Source organism: Muriventricola aceti (assembly GCF_025567565.1).
Taxonomy (GTDB): Bacteria; Bacillota; Clostridia; order Oscillospirales; family Oscillospiraceae; genus Lawsonibacter; species Lawsonibacter aceti.
Map to the genome: position 1 here is coordinate 329,304 of NZ_JAOQKF010000002.1, position 18,316 is coordinate 347,619.

Here is an 18,316-nt window from a genome sequence, read left to right on the forward strand (position 1 = left end):
TATGGCACTACGGCACTTTCAGCTCAAATATTTTTTTGCAGATCTTGCACTTTAACCATAAGTCATTTGCTCGTGCTTTCGGACCCAGCATCACCCGACTGTCCACTACTCCGCAGTACGGACAAACTGGCTTGCGCTTCTTCGTATCTTCGTTTGACATAATCTTTCATGTCCTGTTCTGTCTTATAGCCTGTGTTTCCAGTCCCAAGAGAGTAGCGTGATTTCATTTCCCGGTAGAACTGTTTTTGCTGCTTTGGGAGATCCTTCAAATCTACTGTCCGGTAGGTCATGATCCGGCAGATCTCACAGTCTTGGGGAAGGGATTTGAACAGCGCTTTGAACCGCCACCAATGCAATTTTGCTGTGCTTAAATCTATCCCATAGCACTCCCAAAAAGCGGAGAAAATAAACTCGCTGTCCTGCTCAAAGTCAAATGCCTGTGGATGTTTCTTTCCTGGAGCCGATTTCTCTTGCGAGGCTGCAGAATAGAACTCCAGCATGGACTCCAGTGTGTCATTGGAGGGCGGAAGGCCCAGAGAAGTCATGAACTCACAGAGCCGTTCTGCTTTCCTTCCGTCCTCTTCTTTTGCCAGCAAGATTCCTTGAAATTCGATCCAGCGCCGGAAATCTGTATCCACAGGGTATAAGACTCCGTCAATGGTGATTGTTTCCGGCGGTTCCCTGTACAGGCTCATTTTTTCAGATTCTGTAGGGTGAGCAGCTTCTGTACCTCCGGTCGGTTCAGCGCTTCCCTTGCTTCCGCCAGCTTCGCTTCCATTCTTGCTTTCCGTGCGGGTGCGTCATAAGCCGCAATGATGTCCTCACACGCCTTCATCAATTCGTTTGTATCTACCTCTTCCACGCCGGGCAAAGAGCCGGGAGCGAGATCCAAAACGAACATATGGAGCCGCTGGACTGCCTCCCGGCGGGTGATCTCCCCACTACGGTACTCCTGATCAATTTTTGCCACAGATTCGATCTTATCATCCACGGACAATGTTCTAGCGGGAAACTCATAGGTCTTTCCTTGGATGGTAACTTTGTAATTCATGTTGTTCTCTCCTTAGACAGCAGAATATGTATACTCTGTGGGGGCAGTTCCAACGCTCCGAAGGTCTACGGAAATAGCGGAGTTTTCGCCGGCATTTCCGCCGCCATCAGAATTAACGATGATGGAAACGGTGCCCTTCTCTCCCTTACCAGTCAGCAGAGAGAAATAAACATAGGGTACAACGACCTTCTGGCCTACTCCATGAGCGATATCCAGGCCAAAGCAGTAGTCCTGGAAAGCGTCGCCAATGTAGCGGTCGCCGGTGATGGCAAAGGTGCGCTGTGTGCCAGTCTTGGAGGTGGACAGTCCCGTTCGGATATACTGCTTGTCCTGGGTAACGGGGTTCATCTGTGGGTCCAAGCCAGCAATGCCCATCTGCACAACGGTATAGTCCTTCTCCGTGGTGGCCTCCTCTCCAATCCCGACTGCCAACACCCAATCATCGTTGGTAGCAAAGCCAGCAAATTCATCATTCGGAGTATATCCGGCCATTAATTCAGATACTTTCATGCTTTCACTCCTTCTGTATAATACCTAACCCTGACCTGGAACATATAGCGGGCGACGGTGCCCGCCTCATTCACCCCGGCCAGATTCGGCATATTTTGTAGATTTTCAATACTTAGCACCTTACATCCCTGGAATTTAGGGAAGTTTCGCGATCTGTTCTGCTCATCGATCCAGTCCATAAAGTCCTGAACGCTCTGCGCCTGCTCTGCGTTGACATCGCTTGTGCCTTGATCCTGGGGCAGCATCTGTACAACGGCGAACTCATAGACCTTGATCCCCACGTCCCGAATGAACCGCTTCTCCCACACGTCGCTGTACACCGTTTCAATGCTGACACGCCCCGCCTTATCTGTGGCGCTGTTGAAATAGAGGAAGGACTTCACGGCGGGGCACTTCTCCAGAAATTCGAGAATTTCTTTATTTTTGTTCGCCATAAAATCACTTCCTCTTGATATAGGTTTCAATATCCTCCGCTAGTCTGTCGCCCTTTGCAGTCATGGCGGCCCGCTCCCAGTGGGAGCTAGCGAGCGGATGCTTGTCTATAGAGTATTTTAGATTTCTTTCTGTAGCGTGTTTACTGGTATTCCGCTTTGCGTATGTGCTCCCCCGGTCATCCACAAACACCTTGCCCTCCCATTGAAAATGTGCATAGGGTGATTTGTAGTGGACATAGTCAGGTGTGATATCCACAGTTTGGTCCAGAGCCCCGCTGTCCATAGGGACATAAGGAGAACAATAGGCATGCAGTCGAGTATGGGCATATTTCCTGACATTATCTGAAAATATCCGTTTGAACGTTTTCTTCGGGTTGAAAATCTCAACACTGATATTCATACGCCCTCCAGGTGGATGTGTCCCAATGGAAGCCTTGTGTTGTCCCGGACGGAACGGACGGTCATGAACTCGTATCGTCCCGCCACCGCCCGCACATTGTCCGGGGTCACATTCTCCGCTACCTTCCCATGTACCACGATGTCGCCAACAGAGGCTGTAAAGCCGGTCATGTCGCCTTTCCACTCCTGGTATGGGTGGTAATCCGGCGATTCCGGGATACGGACCGTAACCGTCTGCCCCAGCGACACATCAGCGCCCGACACGCTCCTCACGGTGGTTCGGACAAACACGCAACCGGTCAGAACGGTCTTTTTCCATGCGTCCAGGCCGTCCGGGCTGTCCTCTGCTGCTCTCCGGTTCAGAAGCGTGATCGTCTCACGAAACAGCGGCGTCATATCCCAACCTCCAGGCTGACCAGCTCAACGGGAAGTATCTCCACGATTTGGTCATATACGGAGCCCATCATTTGCTCCTCTGTTTTAGCAGAGGCATAGTTGACAGTCAGGCCGTCGTTGCTGGTACTGGCTACATTAACAAAGCCGCTCTTGATTCTTTCCATAGCGTCGATAATGAGCACCATACACAGGCGGATATCATCGTCTGGCCCTGTGATCCGTCCCCGCGTCCAGTAATCCAGCTTTTTTCTCGCCAGTTGCTCCAAGCGGGGGAAGGCCGACGAGCTGGCCGTCCCGCCAAGGGCTTTATACTGTTCGTATGTGATATAGCCACACATCAAGCCTTCCCCCTCCTTCTTTTAGGTCTTGGCCGTCACAGTAGCGTTACCGGCATTCTGGGCCTTATAGGTGCTGTCAGCTTCCACAACGGTGATCTTATGGCCGGTGGTGGCGGTAATGTCAGACACGCCGTCCCAAGTAGTCCAGTTCCGCACACTCTGACCGTAAGTAACTACCGGAGCCGTAGAGGGATCAGTTTTGTACTTATACACGTTGGTAGGGGACTCCTTTATGGGAGTAACTGTCAGCTTGGTATCGCCGGATGCGGTTCCCGCCGCACTCTGCACCGTCAGCGTCCCCAGGGTGGGAGTGCTGTCCACATCAATAACCGCAATACCATCCAAATACTCCGCAAACAGGGTCATGCCCATGATGGCAAAGCTCTCGGACACGGCAGTGTGGTAGTTGCCCTCCACATGGAAGCCGATTAGATTCGTCTCACCGTCCGTGGTATAGACCAGACCAGCCCTTGCAAAATCACTGGTAGACGGGTCCACATAATACAGAACAATATTTTCCACGGGGGTGGCAATCACTCGTCCGCGGGGGATCTCCTCGTCAGACAGCAGGAACACAGTGGAGAAGCCCATGAAGTTCTGCACATACTGGAAGCCGAAAGCTGTCTGGACGGTGATATTGGCGTCGCCCAGATAGTCGTAGAGGTCCAAGACATTGGCAAATCCCACTACATTGGTGACGGTCCGGTGGATCTGCTTAAACTTATTGATGACCAGGCCCTTGGACATGGCGAGGGCTCTTTGCCAGGTGGTTTCAGAGCTGGCAAGTTTGCCGGTGTTCAAGTAGGCGTAGAAGCGGCGGGTCACGTTGTCCTGCAATTCATACAGGAATGCGTCGTCCGTCATGCCAACGGCCACATCATAGCCATAGGTCTTAATGGCCTCGATAGAAACAGCCTTGGCATACTTCTCCACAGTCATCTCTTCGTAGGGGGTCTCAATGACTGTGGCCTTAGAGTAAGGAATTTCCTCGCCCTCTCCCACGGTTCCGCCCTGAAGGGTAACAGAAGCAGTCTTACTCTTTAGAATGGCGCCGGGCTCTTTGCGGATAGGGCGCATGATGCCCAGGATCTCCCGCAGGTGCTCCCAGTTGCGGGCAAAGCGGGTCACAAAGTCAATGACACGCGCGGTAGACTGGATGTCGGACGATTTGGTCAAATTATCTTTTGCTGCCATAATCTTTATCAATCCTTTCTAAATAGGTCTAAATGTTCGGCAATAGCGGCCTGACGCTCTGAGGCATCTTTAATACTCATGATCTGGTCCTTAGTCATATTGCCGCTGGTGTCGGTTTTGGTAACTCCGGCGATCTTCAACGGTTCATGCTGTGGGTTCTTGAAAATGCCGTCCACGTCTTTGGTCATGTCGGAAAACAGGTCAGCGGGCTTTTTGCCTTTGTTTGCTGGGTCTTGGATGGCCTTTTTCAACTCCCCCAAAAAATGGGTGCGTGTATACTCGTTGACAAACTCCCGACCCTCGAGGGCGCTCTCTGCGGTCTGTGTGAGGATGGCGTCCACCTGCGCTTCCTTCTCCGCCTTGGCTCGATCCGCTTCGGCCTGCTTGTACTTGTCAAGCTCCGCCTGGATAGCGGCGGCGTCGCCCTTGGCCTTTTCCAAGTTGGCGATGGTCTCGTCCTTTTCGGCAAGTTGTCTTCGGAGATTTTCCAATTCGGTCTTTTGGTCCTCCGTCTTTCCCTTCACTTTTCCAATGTCACGGCTGTTTAAGTCCAAAATGCTGTTTACCTGTTCGTCCGAAATGTCCTTCAAAATTGCTTTGATCTCTTCTCTGGTCATAATCTTCTCCTCTACCACTTCGCTTTTTTCTCGTGGGTCGCATCCACTGTGGCCCCGTAGTTTCTCGACTTCGGGTCGGTCAAATGTTGTATAAAATCCGCAGGTGCGGGTTTTACCAGAAGAAAAAGGGGCCAACCGCCTCCTATTTGTAAGCAGTTGACCCCAACGGTCCTTCCCCGGCTCCAATCAGCCGGAGGAGCTGTATTTGATTGTCTTTTTTACCTCCAGGACGATGCAGCCATCTCCTTTTCGCCTGACTTCCGCATCATTCCCACGCTTGATGATAGCCTTGATGGCCTCCAGCAGTTCTGTGTCTGTCATACTCTCTCAACCGTCGGTCCTGTCATAGACCTCGTCCTTTCCGGTCTGGGCGTCAACCCCGCCTGTTCGCAAAACCGCTTGTACTCCGCACTCAGCGCCGCTGACTTCTTACGGGCCTGTGTAGCCCCCAGCTTGTCACCTGCGGCTATCATGGCATCCCTCTCGTCCTTTGCATAGCGGATCGCAGTCTCCATCTGCCTTTGTCTCTGGCTTGCCTCGTAGCGGCTCATCTTCTGCCCCTTGTACTCGATCTTTTCTGAGGATCGTCGGTTGATGTCCGCCAGCTCCTTCCGGCTGTAGACTGACTTAGAAACCCCCAGTACGATGGGCGTGGCAAAGTGCTGGCAATTCAGCGTCCCCAAAGGGCGGTCAAGACTGCGATTGATGCGCTCCCACTCCTCATTGGAGAACTGCCGTCCCTGGATGTGGCGGTGGTCGGGGGCGCAGAGGCCGTGGGCGGAGATCTCCACACCATCGGCTCCAAACTCTCGTCCGGTCTCCTCCATCATTTGACTGTTGAGCCGCCGAACACCCTCCAGGATATTCATGCGGGCGGAGGAATCCAGGCGGCGGGAGTATCCGCTTTCCCAAGTCACCCGGCGCAGGCCGCTTCGGGCCATCTCCTTGACTGTTGAGCGCATTGCGCTCTGATAATCCACAACGCCGGTCTGCACATAGGTAATCGCCCGGTCAATAGCGGAGATGTAGTATTCCCTCAATGGGATGGTCTGCTTTCCACGCTTGAATCCAATCATGTAGGTGTTGGAGATATTGGATGTACCGTCCATAGCCTGACGCTTTGCGGCGTCCACAAAGGAGGACAGTACCGACCTGGCGGCGTAGCTCTGGAGCGCATCCATTTTCCTTGCTCTGTAATAGGTGTTGGCAAACTCCACATTCTCCTCCGCCACCTCCTCGAACAGCCTTTCCACTTCCTGCTGATTCACACCCATAATACGGGCAACTTCTTTCTGAATAGCCTTGAGGTCCGCCCCAGCATATTCGATGGCTGTTTTCAGGCGGTGAGCGTCCGCCGCGCCGATATCTCCAATTTTACGGATTCGCTCACAGATACGTTGAACAACATAGTTGTTCAGGCTCTCCAGGTTTTCCACGATGTTGTCCGGCAAGCCCTCCAGCCAGGACTCATTCATCAGTCGGCTCATTTATGATCGGCTGAATTGCCGCCTCCTGTATGTACTGGCTTCCGCCTTCTTCGGCAATCTCCTCCACGCGGGCCTTGGCCGTCTCATAATCCTCATCCATCATCCAGGCACGAACCTCCGCCTTATCTACAGCGCCGATTCCCTCCGCAACCGTAAGCTGATTGAAGTGCTCATTCAGTTGTTCGATATAAGAAGCGGACCAATCATAATGCGTCTCCCATAGTCCAATCGGGGCCAGATTATTATAATTGGCAATCACGTCCACAGCGTGGAGCAGATCGTCTGTCCCTCGTTCCAGTGCCCGGCGGAACTTGGTGATAACCGCAAATGTCGAGTTAAGCGCCGCCCGCATTTCAGTGGCGGTGGCGTAGGAGGTAGTCGGCGGCGTCAGTATTCCGGGAGACAGGCCACATAGGAGCTCCACCATCTTGTTGTTGACTGTAATTCCGACCTCCAGGTCTGAACCCCGTATCTCTGGAGAAAACTCTTGGATCAGTTTGCCGGGGTTGGCATTATCTCCGGCACCTCTCATCATCTGAAAGAAACGCCGTTTTTCCTGTGGTAGCACTACATTTCCGTTTTCATCCTTCACCAAAAGAGTCTTGTCGGCAAAGATCATAGTCTCCTTGGCACTGTACTCCCGATTGAAACGCTCATACGCCTCCACCGCCTTTGCCATAGGGCCGTCCACACCGGCTGTAATCTTCACGCCGTTTACGCCGTTCACGTCCGCCCGGTTGACCGCAGGCGACTTATAGCGGCCAAACAGCGGGCGGTCCACATTTGGGATGATCTGTTCCTCTGGGATGTCCTTCCAGGCTGGCACTTGGTCCAACCGAATCTCGTTCGCTCCCTTAAAGGCTACGTTACGGATGATAAGCGCGCTGGTTTCCTGCCCACTCTCAGTCTGTGCCTCCTTAACCATCTGAATCTCATATCGCTGATATAACCCGGACTCATTTTTGATTTCTCCGACCTTCAAAATACAGGACAGGATATCATTCCCGATGGACTCGCATACAGCGAAGTCTCCATTCTTCACGATATCTACGCCCAGGCGCTTGCCATCGGTATATGGCTTAACAATGCAATCCCCAGTTCCCAGAGCTACCTCAGCGGCCACATCCATTCTGTCTCCCAGGTAGTAGTCCAAAAAATTCTGAATAAATTTCGCTCTGGCACTATCCCCCTCAATTGTGATAGTGCTGTCCTGCATGGCCAGGGTCGCCACTTTGTTTGCCACAACCGCTGTTACGGAGATATTTGACATATCGCTGTAATCATCCCGGTATATTGGCTTATCTTGCAACTCCAGCCCGACCTTCTGGGCCAGATAAAGCAAAATGTTCTTCACAAATCCCGTAGGGTACACCCCCTCAATACATATACTGCTTGACAAAGTGATTTATGGAGTACCGTAGCTCGTCCATAGCGTGATTGTATGCGTCTACTGGATTCCCGTGCTCGTCCACGCAGTACATACCGATCTCTTTCAAAAAATCTATGTGTCCATATGTTTCATCTTCCACTAGAAAGAAACATCCGTCCTGAATCATATTTTGTGTGTACTCTATCCCGACCTTGATTCCCTTGCTACTCCCGCGGATATCGTGTGCATTATTGTCCGCGTTTAGTGCGTCGATTCCATAAAGTTCCAGTTCCTTTCGTAACGCCTTACAGGCCGGGTCAATATACCATGCGTCTTCCCGCATATTCCAGCGGTTGCGGCAATATGGGGCAAATTTCCCGGCCAATTCACGGGCCTGTACGCTCATAGCCTTGTTCCCGCCGTCGTAGTACCAGTTTGCCACACGGTATAGCGCCATCCCCTTCTTTGTGCGGCAGACCAGGTTGCAGGACACGCTTGTGGCATCCGTCAGGCCGCCGTCTCCGGCAAAGTACATCTCAATAGGGCGGGCATCGTTCGGCAGCCGGGTCAAGATGTGCTTAGTCGGATCAAACATGGAGTAAATCACACCCTGGGGGATACACCGTTCTCCCAGCCAGTCCCGCTGATAGAGATATGGATTTCTCTCCAGCGTCTGGCGTAACTCTTCCTTTCGCTCCGGTGTGATAATCGGGTTGTCATCCACCGTCCAATGTGTCCAGCGGGTGTCCTGCACATTGAACACATCTGTGATGACCGGGTGCATGGGTGCTGGCGGGTTCAGGTCGGCCAAATGCCAACGGATATGGGCGGCATACGTCCGGCGGAAGCACTCCTGAATCATGTTCATGTGCAGGATGTCAATCTCGCAGAAGTACACCCCGCCCAAGGATAGGCCACGGATGGTCTTGTCGCTGTCCGCCTTGGCTCCGCCCTTGTAATAGATCTTCTTTACGCCGGAACAGGTTAGAGCCTCCAGGTGGTCCCCATGGTCATCATGCTTCAAGTTCGCTTGCCTTCCAAACAAGTGGATCAGGCCATTTCCATCACCATCCATGACCAACCGAAACGCCTGCTGCTGTGATGCTCCGACCACCAGGAAATTGCTGTCCTTGGAGGTGTTCAAGAAGTCATAGAACCGCAGGATGCAGGCCGTTGTCTTGCCGCTTCTGGGCGTTCCCTCCGCCACATCCAACGTCCGGTCAAATGGGCGATTCAGAAAATCTATTTGCTTTGCGGAAAGGCTCATTATTTCCTCGATTCGTACATATCACGCAGTAACGGGTGAATCTCTTGCCTGTGCTCCGTATTCGCTGTAAATTTGTCAATCAGCGTTCCCAGTGCAGTGGTAATCTGCGCTGGACTGGCCTCCGCCAGCTTCTCTGGGTCGTTCAGGGCGGCCAGCCCTTTTCCGATAATCTCGCAGACAACTCCCTTTTGACTGTCCATATACGCCAGAATGTCGGCGGTGTTCTCGTCTTTTTTCTGATTGCACATTTCTGCAATATCTGCATTTCCTTGCACAATTTTCTTCACCGTGTTAAGAGAAACGCCATTTACTTTTGCTGTTGCGTTATAACTGCCCAACTGTACATAGTCAGCAATAATTTTCTTTTTCTGCTTATCCGTCAGCCGTGCAGCCATAACACCACCTTCCTGTCATACAAATCCGCCCCCGTCTCCCGCAACGAGGCACGGCATATATACCCCTTCCGGGGTATGCTCCGGGTTTGGTCAGGCTTTCCGGGGGCCTGCTCTGTAAGGACTTGCGTCCTGGTGCCACCGCCCGCCTCATGCGGCGAGGAGCGGCATATAAAGCACCACCACATGGATGATGCTTTGTCCGGCATACACCGGACTTCTCTGGAGCCGAGAGGCGGTAATGAGCCGCCACGACCTCGCCGCCGTTCCCATGGCTGCGGTCCGGCCTTCTGCTACAGCACTCGGCATATTTTTGACTATCTGATACAGGTACTCATAAAAATCATAAAAGACAAGTTCCAGACCATTCCAATCAGGTCATCTTTTTCCTTCGCTTTGAAGGCTAAATAAGCATTTGCAATCATAAGAACAAGGCAGATAAATTCTGCAATGATCATAAACACATCCACAAACTTTACACCAGCCCATCATAAAATCTGCTTTCAGCTATTTTATCTCGCTTTCTTTTCAGCTTGGGGAACTGTTTGGACGCACTCCTGTTAGCCTTGCACTGATTGCAGTTGTTCTTGTTTTTACAAAACCAGCACCCGTCCTGCCCCCACCAGTACCAGTCAGGCATAGAAGGTCTTGGCTTGCGCTTCGCCTTTCCCATGTTGCCCCCAGTCACACAATTTCGGCAGAGGACGTTAAACTAGGATAACCCGTCTGCCTATAATGCCTAGTATCACATGTGCGCTCATCAGCTTAGATTGTCACACCCGTACTAATGCAGGCAGTTTTCAGCGGGTGAGCGCTTTGCGGTCCAGCCACCTAGGATGCAGCGTCGCAATGCCGCTGGGCCGGGAGCGCAGATGCTGTCTTTCCAGCGTCATCCCCGTGTACTTTGGGGCGGTCTACTTTGCAGGGGCAGCCTCGAAAGGCATCCCTGCGCTTTGCCGCTTAGAAACATCCGCCTGGTCTTATCTGCCTCCAGGTCTGTACCTCTGCGGCCCCTGGTTCGGTACCCGTGCGCTCGTAGACACTGCCGGGGTTCCTTGACCGCCAGGAGGTTTTTGTGCGCCATCACTACGACTAACTTATAGGCGCACCTTGGAATGAACGCCGCATGGAGGGCGCAACCCTCCGGCCCGGATGTGTGGGCTGATGCGCTCGTGCGGCGTATGTACCCCGGCAAGCGCCGGGGTTAGCGCAGGGGCATACGCTCCCACACTCCCATTGTCGCATAATCGTCGGCTTTGCCTCCCACTTTTGTGGGAGATATTTTCTTATTTTTTTGAGATGATAAAAGATTATAGTCTATGCACAAACGGGAAGTTTGTTCGACCCATCAAGTAATCTGTGCTGACACCGTAATAATCAGCAATCTTATATAATGCGTCCATTGACGGCTCTACTTCTCCACGCTCATACCGCCTCAACATATCAGGGTGTAGACCCATTAGCTGTGATGTAACCGTCATGCTCCTGACCGGCCTCATAGACTCCCTTAACCTTCTTAGCCGCTCTGGAAACTCGTTCATCCTACCACCATCCTATAATCCCTGCTGTTCCAGAGGGCAGTCAAAGGACACTCTTTTCTTTCGCTTGCCTACTTCCTTGGATTCACAGTGGTCTACATCTCCCACCCTACGGCATCCGGTATCCAATAGATGGTTGCAAAAGGGCGCATCCTTGGAATTATTGATACCTCGCCAGTAGACGCAGGTTTTCCCCTTGTCACAGATTTCGACCATATCTCTCCTCCCAAGGTTTAAACAGGTCATCTCCAACAATGGCCCTGATCTGCTCGTCAATCTTTGCTTTGGCATAGACGAACTCACCATCGTCCTGCTGATCCTCACAGACCATCCGTGCCATACCGTTCATGGCTTCTATGTATGCGGTGCAGAAAGCCTCAGACCTACCAGGGCCAAGCTGGAGGACCTCGTGAGCGGCAATCATGGCAGCATCTTGTCCCATCTGCATCAGCATGTCCATTTTCAGATGGAAAAGAGCGTTATATTTGGCCTCTATCTTGGATATCAAAGCATTTGGCTTCAATGTCCGCCCTCCCCGTCGTGGATGGAGCCCTCCATCTCAATCAAAAACGCCGCGTTTGTAGCCAAATGCCACAGGTGCGGAAGGCCGCTCTCCTGATCGCACTTCTCCCCCTTGAGATAGGCTAGCCAGTGCCGGTAGAGCGCATCCCGGTAACGCTGCGGCTCCACCTGCCGCCAGTTCTCCGGGTCGTGATACTTTTCGTTCCCGTACATGCGGACCGCCGTTACAGCGTCGATTAGACTGACGGGAGTAAGCGTGGGGCGAGGCTTTCCTGAGTCTGCTTTGGCTTGCTGGTCGCCAAGCAAATTAAAGTCCTTATTTTCTGTGCTCACAAACTCTACTTTCTCTCCGTTTGGAAGTTTATGTAGGCTCATTCCGCACCTCCGATGATTTCGTCAAGGGTGACGGTTTTGCCGGGGTGGAGGGAGGGGAAATGGTCTACGTTTAGCTCTATCGTCGCACCAACAACAGAAATGGCCCCAGATTCGGCTTTCACAATCGCTTTTGCACATGGCCACAGTGTCTTGATAGCCTTCGCCCTCTCCACCTCCTGCTGGGTGAAGCGGGGCTTGCGGATGATGCGGTCGGGGTGGTTGATAATATATATTAAGTCCTTTTCATTCCAACATTGGAACCAATCTTTTTTGTCCTTGTAGTACCGTAATCCATCCGCGCCGATTTTCATCGTTCCTCTGCTTACCTGATTGCTATCAAAATCAAATTCAAATTCCTCGTCCACGTTAACCCCTAGCACATCACAAATTCTCGGCTTGTCCATGTTGGCCTCCTTCATCATTTTCGTGACCTCACGAAATTGTTCATCCTCCACCACCTCGAACCCCATCAGGCGGGCGGCTTCGTGGGGATTGTCTGCAACATACGCATAACACGGGTTTTTCTGTTTTTGATAGCTTTTGACCGGTTCTCGAAGTGCACAATCATTACAGTCTTCTTTGCTGTCGCAATAATAATCCATAGCCTCCAAAATCCCGATATACACTTCCCCCGTCTTACTCCGAAACTTCATTTAATCTTCCTCCCAATCCATGGCAAAAGCCAGCCGAATGTCAGCGCACCGGCCACATAGCCAAGCCATAGTTCACTGCTCATGATTGACCTCCTTGTTCTTTTCCATGTGTCCTCGGAAAATCTCATCAAGAGCCTTTATATCGTCAGGGCGCATCTCAATTTTCCCCTTCCATCCACAGGAGGGGCAATAAAAGGTATTTCCGTATCCTCCATTTCCGCAGTTCCCACCGCAGTTAGGGCACTCGGCATCGACAAACATCAGATCAGTCATGTTCGGCTCCTCAAAATAGATTCTCCCGCAGTTGTCATATCGCATCTGTTTTCTCTGTATTCCTTGCAGGATGATGTACGCCCGCCGAAGTTGGCCGATGTCAAAGTATCCGAAGTGGCAATCCTCAACGGGTATCTCCATTTCATGGGCCAGCCAGCAGTAGAGGTCATTTCTCTTCTTGTGGGCCTTTGGTTTTCCCTGCCAGAGTGGGTCAAAAAGAGCGTGGCACAGCTTCTTTCCTGTTCTCATGGGTTCATCAGCCAGCAGTCCAAGGGCTTCCCGTGGGCGTGGCTTATGCGTACCCACATAGGCCCCGCACGTTTCGCAGAGGTAGCAGTAGCCGCTCCCATACTCCCGGCCATACACCCGGGCATTTGAGCCGTAGGTCACACGCCCGCCGCAGATATTACAGCGGGTCGGATGGGTGTTTATCATGGTCTGCCTCCTTCCTCTCCCACTCCCTGCACCGCTGATTCGGCTCCGTGAAGTCGGCGCAGTACGGCGAATCCCCGTTGAAGCACACGCCCTGGAAGTCCTCGTACCAGGCGCAGGTGGCGCAGCACTTAGTCATAGGTGTTTTCCTCCCCCATGTAGCAATATCCATCTGGCGGGACCGTATCCTTGATGTACGGGCAGAATATCCCGCCGGGGAAGGTTTTGAATGCTTCGCCGTGCCTGCATCGGGCGCACCTGACCACAGGCACAGCATCGACGATAGGCATAGATTCAATATCTTCCCATAAAACTATTCTCAATTCAGCAGGGCTTTTTTCACCCTCGAATGTCATAATCCCCATAAGCTTATAGTTTGGCAATGAATCTAAATCAATCAGCCTCATGCTCGTCCTCCTTGTCCATGCGGGCACCACAGTTACAGCCGCTCTCTTTTAAATGCCATGCTCACTCCTCCTCCGGGCCGCGCCACTCCGGTGAATCACATTCACCACAACTATCGGCTTCTCTATCGTGCTTTTCACACCATTCGTCCGCGCTGTTCCAATACTTACATTCTGGACATCCTGTCCATTTGAATATTGTTTTTACCGCCGCATCCCTCTCCCGCTTCACCTGCTCCAGTTCGGCCTGGGTTGCATGGCAAACTGCTTTTTCTTTTTGATACATTTCCTGCAACCTCTTGTTTTCGGCCTGGAGCGTGGAGAGGGCGGTGGCGGCGTCATCCAACAGGCCAAATACGCCGCATTCAAACGGGGTACAATCATAATCCCTTTCAAAATCTTTTGCTTTCAGGTGCTCGATCAGCTTCTCACTGTCCATCAGGCTTCCTCCTCTCCCTCCGGCGGGCGGCGCTCAAAATAGAAAATTATTGGATGCGGCGTGGGTGTTACCAGTCCAAAGCGTACCGCATTACGATAGGTTACACTGTCCCGCATTAGTGCCGAAGGCATATTCTCAACCATTCGTCGGAAGCCATCTAAAGTGCTTCGGCTTTTGTAGTGATTACAGCTTCGACAGGCTGGGAGCATATTGTCCAGAGTATCGCTGCCCTTTTCGGACCAACCCTCCAGAGGAATAACATGGTCCACCTGCATAGCCATAAAATCCAGCGCACACCCGCAATAGGCGCAATGTCCACCAGTCTTGTTGTAGACCATCAGGCGTTCTGCCTTGGTCAATTTCCGGCGCTTAACCATCGGCATCTCCCTCCGGCGGGCGGCAGCCAGGCGGCTCGGGCAATTCACACCACCAAGAAACAGCGGGCAAATTCTCCAAAGCATCAATAATTTCTTCCCAAGCATCATATTTTTCCCGGTCAGAGCCATAGACATAATTTCTCCCATATCTACCAACAGGGCAAAGCTCTTTCTGCTTCTCCTCAATAATTTCGATTGCCTTATCTAAATCAATCGCCCTTTCCATCTTTCAGTCCCTCCTCAATTTCCAGAATCAGCCTAACCGTTTTTCCATCGGTTGTTGTCCATTCATAACTGTGACGTGACAATTTCTTGCTATCAGTCTCTGTTTTTAAAAAATCTCTAACAGCACAAAGGGCTTCATCGGTACAATCTGTTTTATTTTTCCAAGTTATATATCCATCTTTAGTTGGCTTGTTCAGAGTTCCGCAATAGATGCCAAAAAGGCCAGAGCCTACATGATATTCAGCCATCTTTCAGCGCCTCCCATTCTCCATCACCATGTTGTCCACGGCCTCGTCCGTCAGTGGCTTTCCGCACACCGGGCAAAAGTCAAAATCCCCTTCTGCAAGGGCTTCCTGCTGGCGTGTTTCACTCACTGGATAGACCGCTGTAACTCCCCCGGTTATGTATTTCGCACCAGCGCAGAAATTGCATGGACTCCACACCTTCTCCACCCGCTCCCGGCTGACGGGGCGGAGGGCGGAAATAATCTCTAACGGGTCTAAGGCCGATATGACCGCTTCTGCGGCCTCTCTGCTGGGAGTATAATGGCAAAGATTAAAATCTGACAAAATTTCTTTCGCTTCTTCCCGCGTCATAGCTGGGCCTCCCTTCACAAATATCCATTATTTTTCCTCTTTGCTGCAATGTTTGCTATTACATCCCGCAAAACAAACGCATCTATATGGCATTTCCAATGATCCGCTCCATGCATCCGAAAAATACAGTTCTGGCAGGATGTTTGTCCTTTGCAGTAGTCAACAATGGTCTGCGCGGCATCAAGTGCTTTTTTGTTATTTATCATTTCCCTCCAGCAGCTCCATCTCACATATATCAACAATGTGGTCGCAAAGTGCTTCTGGTATCACTGCACGCTCCCGGCCCCCTTTTAGACCCTGTGTCCCAGTTTTTGCACCTCGTGGTGCGCTTATATGGCAAGGGTCTCCATTGTGGCATGGAGGCTTAAATTGGGGGTCTGGATGGTTGCTCCAGATATCGGTAGGTTTCATTCGAGTATCTCCATATTGGCAGTAAGTGACAGTGTATCTCGGCAGACCCTGCATCCACTCCATCTTTCGCATCCCGCCCCTTGGGTTTTCTATAAACCAAAGACGAGGTGAAAGTGTCATGATAAGCCCATGAACGTGAAGGTTTACTCGATCGCAGAACTTTGCGTAATCGCTGACCGCAGCAAGGTTTCCGTTTTCTTCTTTCCTTCGGTGATGGGAGATCGCTGCGATACTGTATGTACTGCAATCTGGACTCGCCCATATCACATCTGGTCGCCCAAAGTCTCGCAGGATCTGGTCTGCCGTCACAGTCAGTACATCTGCATAAAGGCTGATATCCGGGAATGACTTGTCCCACTCTATGCTATACGTCTGATGGCCTCTCTTTTCAAACGCCTTACTTACAGAGCGTGTTCCTGCAAATAATTCAAGTAGCTTCATCCAGCATCTCCATCTCCGCCGCCGTCAGAATCGGCGCTCGGGTGTTCCAGTCCCTGATTGCTTGTTTCTTGGTTGGATAGTCCTTCCCAATCCAAAAGCAGTCATTCTTCTTGCACTTGGCCGTGTATGGCTGGCTCCAGTCCTCTCCGGGATACTCATACACTTCTCCGGGGCAACCGCACTTTGGACACGCCAGCAGCACCCCCGCCTCCGTCAGCCGTCTGGCCGCCTCTTTTGAGCCGAGCATCGCTAATTTAACGTCATCCATGTATAAATCCACCTCTCTATGTCCGCTATCGCCTTAAAAACCGGGTAAAATTGCGCCGGGACTACGGCGTTACCCAGACATTTCAGACGATTTACGCGGTCTTTTACGCCCGTTGCTACACGGGGTATTCCATACTCCCACGAGCCATCTATCCATCCTCGTCTAATCTCGTCCAGCCAGCCGGGAAGCTCATCAATTTCTCCACCCAATCCGGGTTGAGCTGTCCGCCGTTCCCCGATGCGCCCCTGTAATCCCGCGCCTTTGGCGTAGGCCACATTCTCACAAATTCTTGCGGATTCGGAGTTTTTCCCTTTCTCCACTTCTCGCTCCTTCCATGCGTTCCCGTACCCGCTGTTGGAGTTCCAAGCCACAATGGCGACCCGTTCTCTTTTATGCGGGGCGTCGACGCCGCAAGCCGGAATAACAAACGCCTGGACGGCATAACCTTGGTTTTCCAGGTCAGAAAGCACTGTGTCGAGTGCCATATTGACGATTCCAGCAACATTCTCGCCAACGACCCAACGGGGCCGCAGTTCTGCAATAACTCGCAGCATTTCAGGCCAGAGGTAACGGTCATCCTCCTTGCCTCGTCGCTTCCCGGCAACACTGAACGGCTGGCAGGGTCAAGGGAAGCCTCCGCTGAGAACATCGACATTTGTCCGCGGCATTGCTTCACTTGGCACCACCTCCTTTGCTTTGTTTTTCTTGTGCCACTCGTGGTGGCATTTCTGGCAAAGCCACATCACATCAAGCGGCCTGTTATAATCGCAATGGTGCGCTTGTATTCCCGTTCTCCCATCCGAGAACGTATAAGACGCTCCGCAGCATTCGCATACAGTCTTTCTTGCCACAACGCCTTTTTCAATTGCCTTTTCCAGTATGTTTTGCGCTCTGTCGCTTGCTTTCGTACCCCTGTAAAAATGGTTTTCCGTTCCATATTTCTTGTTGTCCCTGAACTTTACACCTCTGCGCTGCAAAGACTTCCACATCGACTGTCTGCAAACACCGTAATAATCCGCGATATCCTCAACGGAAAACCCTGCTTCGTACATCTCAACAGCAGCGTCATAATCTTTTCTGTGTGCGGCCATATAAACCTCCTCTCTGAAACTCTCCTTTGTCAGCGTCCTAATATCTCTCCAGTGTGGCACATCTGGCCAGTGTTTTTCCAGCACCTTTGTCGGATAGTCCGCCCACTCGCATTGCCCTACGGTTTTAAAACCAGCCGTTTCCGCCGCAAGATCCAAGCCTCCAATGCCGGAAAACAGGGATAGATGGGTTAGCTTCGCCGCCTCTTTGTCGCCCAGCAGGGCGGCCTTCTCATCCTTCACGATATCTCCTCCTATGGTTTTTCTCCTGGTTCCTCGATCTCGATCTCTATCCTTGGCTTTCCCTTGTCCACAGCGAAGCTGTCAGAAAATCCTTCGATATTCTCCCAGCCGTCATTCCTCAGAACACCCATCTTCACTAAGGCGTCCTGGATAACCTTCCGGCCAAAGCTGGAGATGTTGTCCTTGTCCCGCCTCCGGTTTTTTTCCACCCAGAGGTATCGCATGAACACAGGCTCCCGCAAAGGCGTTCTGATTTGACGTCTAAGAGCTATGATTACCGATGTCTGGCAATCCCGTTTCAGTTTTGCCCCCTTCTGCCGGTGGCCCCGTTCCGCTTCTATGTACTCGTTGAGACCAGGCAGAGAAAACGGGATGATCAGCCGCATGTTTTCCTCCACCACTTTTCACGCAGTGGCTCTTGGGCTATAACGATATTTTCCACTGCTGGCGGGGCCTTGTATGCCTCCAACACAATTCGAAGCGCCTGCGCAACTTCCCGATGGTCTTCCGCGAAGAATGTCCCGGCTTGAATCAGCGCCTCTCTCCGTCTGATCTCTCCCTCTATCAGCTCCATTAT

At 51.8% G+C, this 18,316-nt stretch carries 32 protein-coding genes and 1 pseudogene; all 33 read right to left on the reverse strand.

What is annotated here, in order from left to right; translation table 11 throughout:
* Positions 1 to 62 precede the first annotated feature (62 nt).
* The 33 genes and pseudogenes from OCV64_RS03645 to OCV64_RS03805 all read right to left on the reverse strand — a co-directional run bounded on the left by OCV64_RS03645 (position 63) and on the right by OCV64_RS03805 (position 18,313).
* Positions 63 to 695: a bacteriophage Gp15 family protein gene (locus tag OCV64_RS03645; RefSeq protein WP_262669359.1), complete on the reverse strand. Its 633-nt coding sequence runs from the start codon at positions 693 to 695 to the stop codon at positions 63 to 65.
* On the reverse strand, positions 692 to 1,051 hold the full coding sequence (locus OCV64_RS03650) for a hypothetical protein (RefSeq protein ID WP_262669360.1): 360 nt from the start codon (positions 1,049 to 1,051) through the stop codon (positions 692 to 694). Before OCV64_RS03650 ends, OCV64_RS03645 begins: the two co-directional genes overlap by 4 nt.
* Before the next feature lie 12 nt (positions 1,052 to 1,063).
* Positions 1,064 to 1,561 (reverse strand): phage tail tube protein, encoded by a 498-nt coding sequence (locus OCV64_RS03655; RefSeq protein ID WP_186853489.1) that lies wholly within the window; start codon positions 1,559 to 1,561, stop codon positions 1,064 to 1,066.
* Positions 1,558 to 1,995 carry a hypothetical protein gene (locus OCV64_RS03660; RefSeq protein WP_262669361.1) on the reverse strand — a complete coding sequence of 146 codons (438 nt, stop codon included), beginning with the start codon at positions 1,993 to 1,995 and terminating at the stop codon, positions 1,558 to 1,560. The genes OCV64_RS03655 and OCV64_RS03660 overlap by 4 nt, the downstream gene beginning before the upstream one ends.
* Positions 1,996 to 1,999: 4 nt before the next feature.
* A complete protein-coding gene (locus tag OCV64_RS03665; RefSeq protein WP_262669362.1) occupies positions 2,000 to 2,395 on the reverse strand; it encodes a minor capsid protein in 396 nt (131 codons plus the stop codon).
* Entirely contained in the window at positions 2,392 to 2,790 is a 399-nt protein-coding gene (locus tag OCV64_RS03670) for a DUF6751 family protein (protein WP_262669363.1), read from the reverse strand. The genes OCV64_RS03665 and OCV64_RS03670 overlap by 4 nt, the downstream gene beginning before the upstream one ends.
* Positions 2,787 to 3,131, reverse strand: coding sequence for a head-tail connector protein (locus OCV64_RS03675; protein ID WP_262669364.1), 345 nt, complete (start codon positions 3,129 to 3,131; stop codon positions 2,787 to 2,789). Before OCV64_RS03675 ends, OCV64_RS03670 begins: the two co-directional genes overlap by 4 nt.
* Before the next feature lie 18 nt (positions 3,132 to 3,149).
* Entirely contained in the window at positions 3,150 to 4,322 is a 1,173-nt protein-coding gene (locus OCV64_RS03680; RefSeq protein WP_262669365.1) for a hypothetical protein, read from the reverse strand.
* Between the two features lie 8 nt (positions 4,323 to 4,330).
* Entirely contained in the window at positions 4,331 to 4,939 is a 609-nt protein-coding gene (locus tag OCV64_RS03685) for a phage scaffolding protein (protein WP_186853483.1), read from the reverse strand.
* Positions 4,940 to 5,125: 186 nt separating this feature from the next.
* Complete coding sequence (locus OCV64_RS03690) at positions 5,126 to 5,260, reverse strand: hypothetical protein (RefSeq protein WP_262669366.1); 135 nt, start codon at positions 5,258 to 5,260, stop codon at positions 5,126 to 5,128.
* The gene (locus tag OCV64_RS03695; RefSeq protein WP_262669367.1) at positions 5,257 to 6,414 is read right to left on the reverse strand and encodes a phage minor capsid protein; all 1,158 of its coding nucleotides are present in this window, start codon (positions 6,412 to 6,414) and stop codon (positions 5,257 to 5,259) included. The genes OCV64_RS03690 and OCV64_RS03695 overlap by 4 nt, the downstream gene beginning before the upstream one ends.
* Entirely contained in the window at positions 6,407 to 7,696 is a 1,290-nt protein-coding gene (locus tag OCV64_RS03700) for a hypothetical protein (protein WP_262669368.1), read from the reverse strand. Before OCV64_RS03700 ends, OCV64_RS03695 begins: the two co-directional genes overlap by 8 nt.
* Positions 7,697 to 7,802: 106 nt before the next feature.
* Positions 7,803 to 9,062, reverse strand: a complete 1,260-nt coding sequence (locus OCV64_RS03705) for a PBSX family phage terminase large subunit (protein WP_262669369.1) — start codon at positions 9,060 to 9,062, stop codon at positions 7,803 to 7,805.
* Positions 9,062 to 9,457 (reverse strand): helix-turn-helix domain-containing protein, encoded by a 396-nt coding sequence (locus tag OCV64_RS03710; protein ID WP_186853475.1) that lies wholly within the window; start codon positions 9,455 to 9,457, stop codon positions 9,062 to 9,064. The genes OCV64_RS03705 and OCV64_RS03710 overlap by 1 nt, the downstream gene beginning before the upstream one ends.
* Before the next feature lie 1,307 nt (positions 9,458 to 10,764).
* Positions 10,765 to 10,995 (reverse strand): helix-turn-helix domain-containing protein, encoded by a 231-nt coding sequence (locus OCV64_RS03715; RefSeq protein ID WP_262669370.1) that lies wholly within the window; start codon positions 10,993 to 10,995, stop codon positions 10,765 to 10,767.
* 12 nt (positions 10,996 to 11,007) lie between these two features.
* Positions 11,008 to 11,208, reverse strand: a complete 201-nt coding sequence (locus OCV64_RS03720) for a hypothetical protein (protein ID WP_262669371.1) — start codon at positions 11,206 to 11,208, stop codon at positions 11,008 to 11,010.
* Entirely contained in the window at positions 11,192 to 11,515 is a 324-nt protein-coding gene (locus OCV64_RS03725; protein WP_262669372.1) for a hypothetical protein, read from the reverse strand. The genes OCV64_RS03720 and OCV64_RS03725 overlap by 17 nt, the downstream gene beginning before the upstream one ends.
* Entirely contained in the window at positions 11,512 to 11,889 is a 378-nt protein-coding gene (locus OCV64_RS03730; protein ID WP_262669373.1) for a dATP/dGTP diphosphohydrolase domain-containing protein, read from the reverse strand. The genes OCV64_RS03725 and OCV64_RS03730 overlap by 4 nt, the downstream gene beginning before the upstream one ends.
* Entirely contained in the window at positions 11,886 to 12,542 is a 657-nt protein-coding gene (locus tag OCV64_RS03735) for a hypothetical protein (protein ID WP_262669374.1), read from the reverse strand. Before OCV64_RS03735 ends, OCV64_RS03730 begins: the two co-directional genes overlap by 4 nt.
* A gap of 72 nt (positions 12,543 to 12,614) precedes the next feature.
* Positions 12,615 to 13,250 carry a DUF3268 family zinc-finger domain-containing protein gene (locus OCV64_RS03740; RefSeq protein ID WP_262669375.1) on the reverse strand — a complete coding sequence of 212 codons (636 nt, stop codon included), beginning with the start codon at positions 13,248 to 13,250 and terminating at the stop codon, positions 12,615 to 12,617.
* On the reverse strand, positions 13,222 to 13,386 hold the full coding sequence (locus OCV64_RS03745) for a hypothetical protein (RefSeq protein ID WP_262669376.1): 165 nt from the start codon (positions 13,384 to 13,386) through the stop codon (positions 13,222 to 13,224). Before OCV64_RS03745 ends, OCV64_RS03740 begins: the two co-directional genes overlap by 29 nt.
* A complete protein-coding gene (locus OCV64_RS03750) occupies positions 13,379 to 13,654 on the reverse strand; it encodes a hypothetical protein (protein ID WP_262669377.1) in 276 nt (91 codons plus the stop codon). Before OCV64_RS03750 ends, OCV64_RS03745 begins: the two co-directional genes overlap by 8 nt.
* A 61-nt stretch (positions 13,655 to 13,715) precedes the next feature.
* The gene (locus OCV64_RS03755; protein WP_262669378.1) at positions 13,716 to 14,090 is read right to left on the reverse strand and encodes a hypothetical protein; all 375 of its coding nucleotides are present in this window, start codon (positions 14,088 to 14,090) and stop codon (positions 13,716 to 13,718) included.
* The gene (locus tag OCV64_RS03760) at positions 14,090 to 14,467 is read right to left on the reverse strand and encodes an HNH endonuclease (protein WP_262669379.1); all 378 of its coding nucleotides are present in this window, start codon (positions 14,465 to 14,467) and stop codon (positions 14,090 to 14,092) included. The genes OCV64_RS03755 and OCV64_RS03760 overlap by 1 nt, the downstream gene beginning before the upstream one ends.
* The gene (locus OCV64_RS03765) at positions 14,460 to 14,693 is read right to left on the reverse strand and encodes a hypothetical protein (RefSeq protein ID WP_262669380.1); all 234 of its coding nucleotides are present in this window, start codon (positions 14,691 to 14,693) and stop codon (positions 14,460 to 14,462) included. The genes OCV64_RS03760 and OCV64_RS03765 overlap by 8 nt, the downstream gene beginning before the upstream one ends.
* Complete coding sequence (locus tag OCV64_RS03770; protein ID WP_262669381.1) at positions 14,677 to 14,940, reverse strand: DUF7446 family protein; 264 nt, start codon at positions 14,938 to 14,940, stop codon at positions 14,677 to 14,679. Before OCV64_RS03770 ends, OCV64_RS03765 begins: the two co-directional genes overlap by 17 nt.
* A 3-nt stretch (positions 14,941 to 14,943) precedes the next feature.
* Complete coding sequence (locus tag OCV64_RS03775; RefSeq protein ID WP_262669382.1) at positions 14,944 to 15,288, reverse strand: hypothetical protein; 345 nt, start codon at positions 15,286 to 15,288, stop codon at positions 14,944 to 14,946.
* 195 nt (positions 15,289 to 15,483) lie between these two features.
* Positions 15,484 to 16,140, reverse strand: a complete 657-nt coding sequence (locus OCV64_RS03780; protein ID WP_262669383.1) for a DNA cytosine methyltransferase — start codon at positions 16,138 to 16,140, stop codon at positions 15,484 to 15,486.
* Positions 16,127 to 16,408 carry a Lar family restriction alleviation protein gene (locus OCV64_RS03785; protein WP_262669384.1) on the reverse strand — a complete coding sequence of 94 codons (282 nt, stop codon included), beginning with the start codon at positions 16,406 to 16,408 and terminating at the stop codon, positions 16,127 to 16,129. Before OCV64_RS03785 ends, OCV64_RS03780 begins: the two co-directional genes overlap by 14 nt.
* A pseudogene (locus OCV64_RS03790) lies at positions 16,390 to 16,971 on the reverse strand (DNA cytosine methyltransferase); the annotation flags it as partial. The pseudogene OCV64_RS03790 and the gene OCV64_RS03785, both read right to left, overlap by 19 nt.
* Positions 16,972 to 17,031: 60 nt before the next feature.
* Positions 17,032 to 17,739 (reverse strand): DNA cytosine methyltransferase, encoded by a 708-nt coding sequence (locus tag OCV64_RS03795; protein WP_262669385.1) that lies wholly within the window; start codon positions 17,737 to 17,739, stop codon positions 17,032 to 17,034.
* Between the two features lie 11 nt (positions 17,740 to 17,750).
* Complete coding sequence (locus OCV64_RS03800) at positions 17,751 to 18,125, reverse strand: RusA family crossover junction endodeoxyribonuclease (RefSeq protein WP_262669386.1); 375 nt, start codon at positions 18,123 to 18,125, stop codon at positions 17,751 to 17,753.
* Positions 18,116 to 18,313: a hypothetical protein gene (locus tag OCV64_RS03805; RefSeq protein ID WP_186853341.1), complete on the reverse strand. Its 198-nt coding sequence runs from the start codon at positions 18,311 to 18,313 to the stop codon at positions 18,116 to 18,118. The genes OCV64_RS03800 and OCV64_RS03805 overlap by 10 nt, the downstream gene beginning before the upstream one ends.
* Positions 18,314 to 18,316 lie beyond the last annotated feature (3 nt).

Bases quoted from the DNA above. Each gene is read 5' to 3' on its own strand.
- OCV64_RS03645 (WP_262669359.1), bottom strand. From the start codon at position 695: ATGAGCCTGTACAGGGAACCGCCGGAAACAATCACCATTGACGGAGTC.
- OCV64_RS03650 (WP_262669360.1), bottom strand. From the start codon at position 1,051: ATGAATTACAAAGTTACCATCCAAGGAAAGACCTATGAGTTTCCCGCT.
- OCV64_RS03655 (WP_186853489.1), bottom strand. From the start codon at position 1,561: ATGAAAGTATCTGAATTAATGGCCGGATATACTCCGAATGATGAATTT.
- OCV64_RS03660 (WP_262669361.1), bottom strand. From the start codon at position 1,995: ATGGCGAACAAAAATAAAGAAATTCTCGAATTTCTGGAGAAGTGCCCC.
- OCV64_RS03665 (WP_262669362.1), bottom strand. From the start codon at position 2,395: ATGAATATCAGTGTTGAGATTTTCAACCCGAAGAAAACGTTCAAACGG.
- OCV64_RS03670 (WP_262669363.1), bottom strand. From the start codon at position 2,790: ATGACGCCGCTGTTTCGTGAGACGATCACGCTTCTGAACCGGAGAGCA.
- OCV64_RS03680 (WP_262669365.1), bottom strand. From the start codon at position 4,322: ATGGCAGCAAAAGATAATTTGACCAAATCGTCCGACATCCAGTCTACC.
- OCV64_RS03685 (WP_186853483.1), bottom strand. From the start codon at position 4,939: ATGACCAGAGAAGAGATCAAAGCAATTTTGAAGGACATTTCGGACGAA.
- OCV64_RS03690 (WP_262669366.1), bottom strand. From the start codon at position 5,260: ATGACAGACACAGAACTGCTGGAGGCCATCAAGGCTATCATCAAGCGT.
- OCV64_RS03695 (WP_262669367.1), bottom strand. From the start codon at position 6,414: ATGAATGAGTCCTGGCTGGAGGGCTTGCCGGACAACATCGTGGAAAAC.
- OCV64_RS03700 (WP_262669368.1), bottom strand. From the start codon at position 7,696: ATGTCAAATATCTCCGTAACAGCGGTTGTGGCAAACAAAGTGGCGACC.
- OCV64_RS03705 (WP_262669369.1), bottom strand. From the start codon at position 9,062: ATGAGCCTTTCCGCAAAGCAAATAGATTTTCTGAATCGCCCATTTGAC.
- OCV64_RS03710 (WP_186853475.1), bottom strand. From the start codon at position 9,457: ATGGCTGCACGGCTGACGGATAAGCAGAAAAAGAAAATTATTGCTGAC.
- OCV64_RS03715 (WP_262669370.1), bottom strand. From the start codon at position 10,995: ATGAACGAGTTTCCAGAGCGGCTAAGAAGGTTAAGGGAGTCTATGAGG.
- OCV64_RS03720 (WP_262669371.1), bottom strand. From the start codon at position 11,208: ATGGTCGAAATCTGTGACAAGGGGAAAACCTGCGTCTACTGGCGAGGT.
- OCV64_RS03730 (WP_262669373.1), bottom strand. From the start codon at position 11,889: ATGAGCCTACATAAACTTCCAAACGGAGAGAAAGTAGAGTTTGTGAGC.
- OCV64_RS03735 (WP_262669374.1), bottom strand. From the start codon at position 12,542: ATGAAGTTTCGGAGTAAGACGGGGGAAGTGTATATCGGGATTTTGGAG.
- OCV64_RS03740 (WP_262669375.1), bottom strand. From the start codon at position 13,250: ATGATAAACACCCATCCGACCCGCTGTAATATCTGCGGCGGGCGTGTG.
- OCV64_RS03745 (WP_262669376.1), bottom strand. From the start codon at position 13,386: ATGACTAAGTGCTGCGCCACCTGCGCCTGGTACGAGGACTTCCAGGGC.
- OCV64_RS03750 (WP_262669377.1), bottom strand. From the start codon at position 13,654: ATGAGGCTGATTGATTTAGATTCATTGCCAAACTATAAGCTTATGGGG.
- OCV64_RS03755 (WP_262669378.1), bottom strand. From the start codon at position 14,090: ATGGACAGTGAGAAGCTGATCGAGCACCTGAAAGCAAAAGATTTTGAA.
- OCV64_RS03760 (WP_262669379.1), bottom strand. From the start codon at position 14,467: ATGGTTAAGCGCCGGAAATTGACCAAGGCAGAACGCCTGATGGTCTAC.
- OCV64_RS03765 (WP_262669380.1), bottom strand. From the start codon at position 14,693: ATGGAAAGGGCGATTGATTTAGATAAGGCAATCGAAATTATTGAGGAG.
- OCV64_RS03770 (WP_262669381.1), bottom strand. From the start codon at position 14,940: ATGGCTGAATATCATGTAGGCTCTGGCCTTTTTGGCATCTATTGCGGA.
- OCV64_RS03775 (WP_262669382.1), bottom strand. From the start codon at position 15,288: ATGACGCGGGAAGAAGCGAAAGAAATTTTGTCAGATTTTAATCTTTGC.
- OCV64_RS03780 (WP_262669383.1), bottom strand. From the start codon at position 16,140: ATGAAGCTACTTGAATTATTTGCAGGAACACGCTCTGTAAGTAAGGCG.
- OCV64_RS03785 (WP_262669384.1), bottom strand. From the start codon at position 16,408: ATGGATGACGTTAAATTAGCGATGCTCGGCTCAAAAGAGGCGGCCAGA.
- OCV64_RS03800 (WP_262669386.1), bottom strand. From the start codon at position 18,125: ATGCGGCTGATCATCCCGTTTTCTCTGCCTGGTCTCAACGAGTACATA.
- OCV64_RS03805 (WP_186853341.1), bottom strand. From the start codon at position 18,313: ATGGAGCTGATAGAGGGAGAGATCAGACGGAGAGAGGCGCTGATTCAA.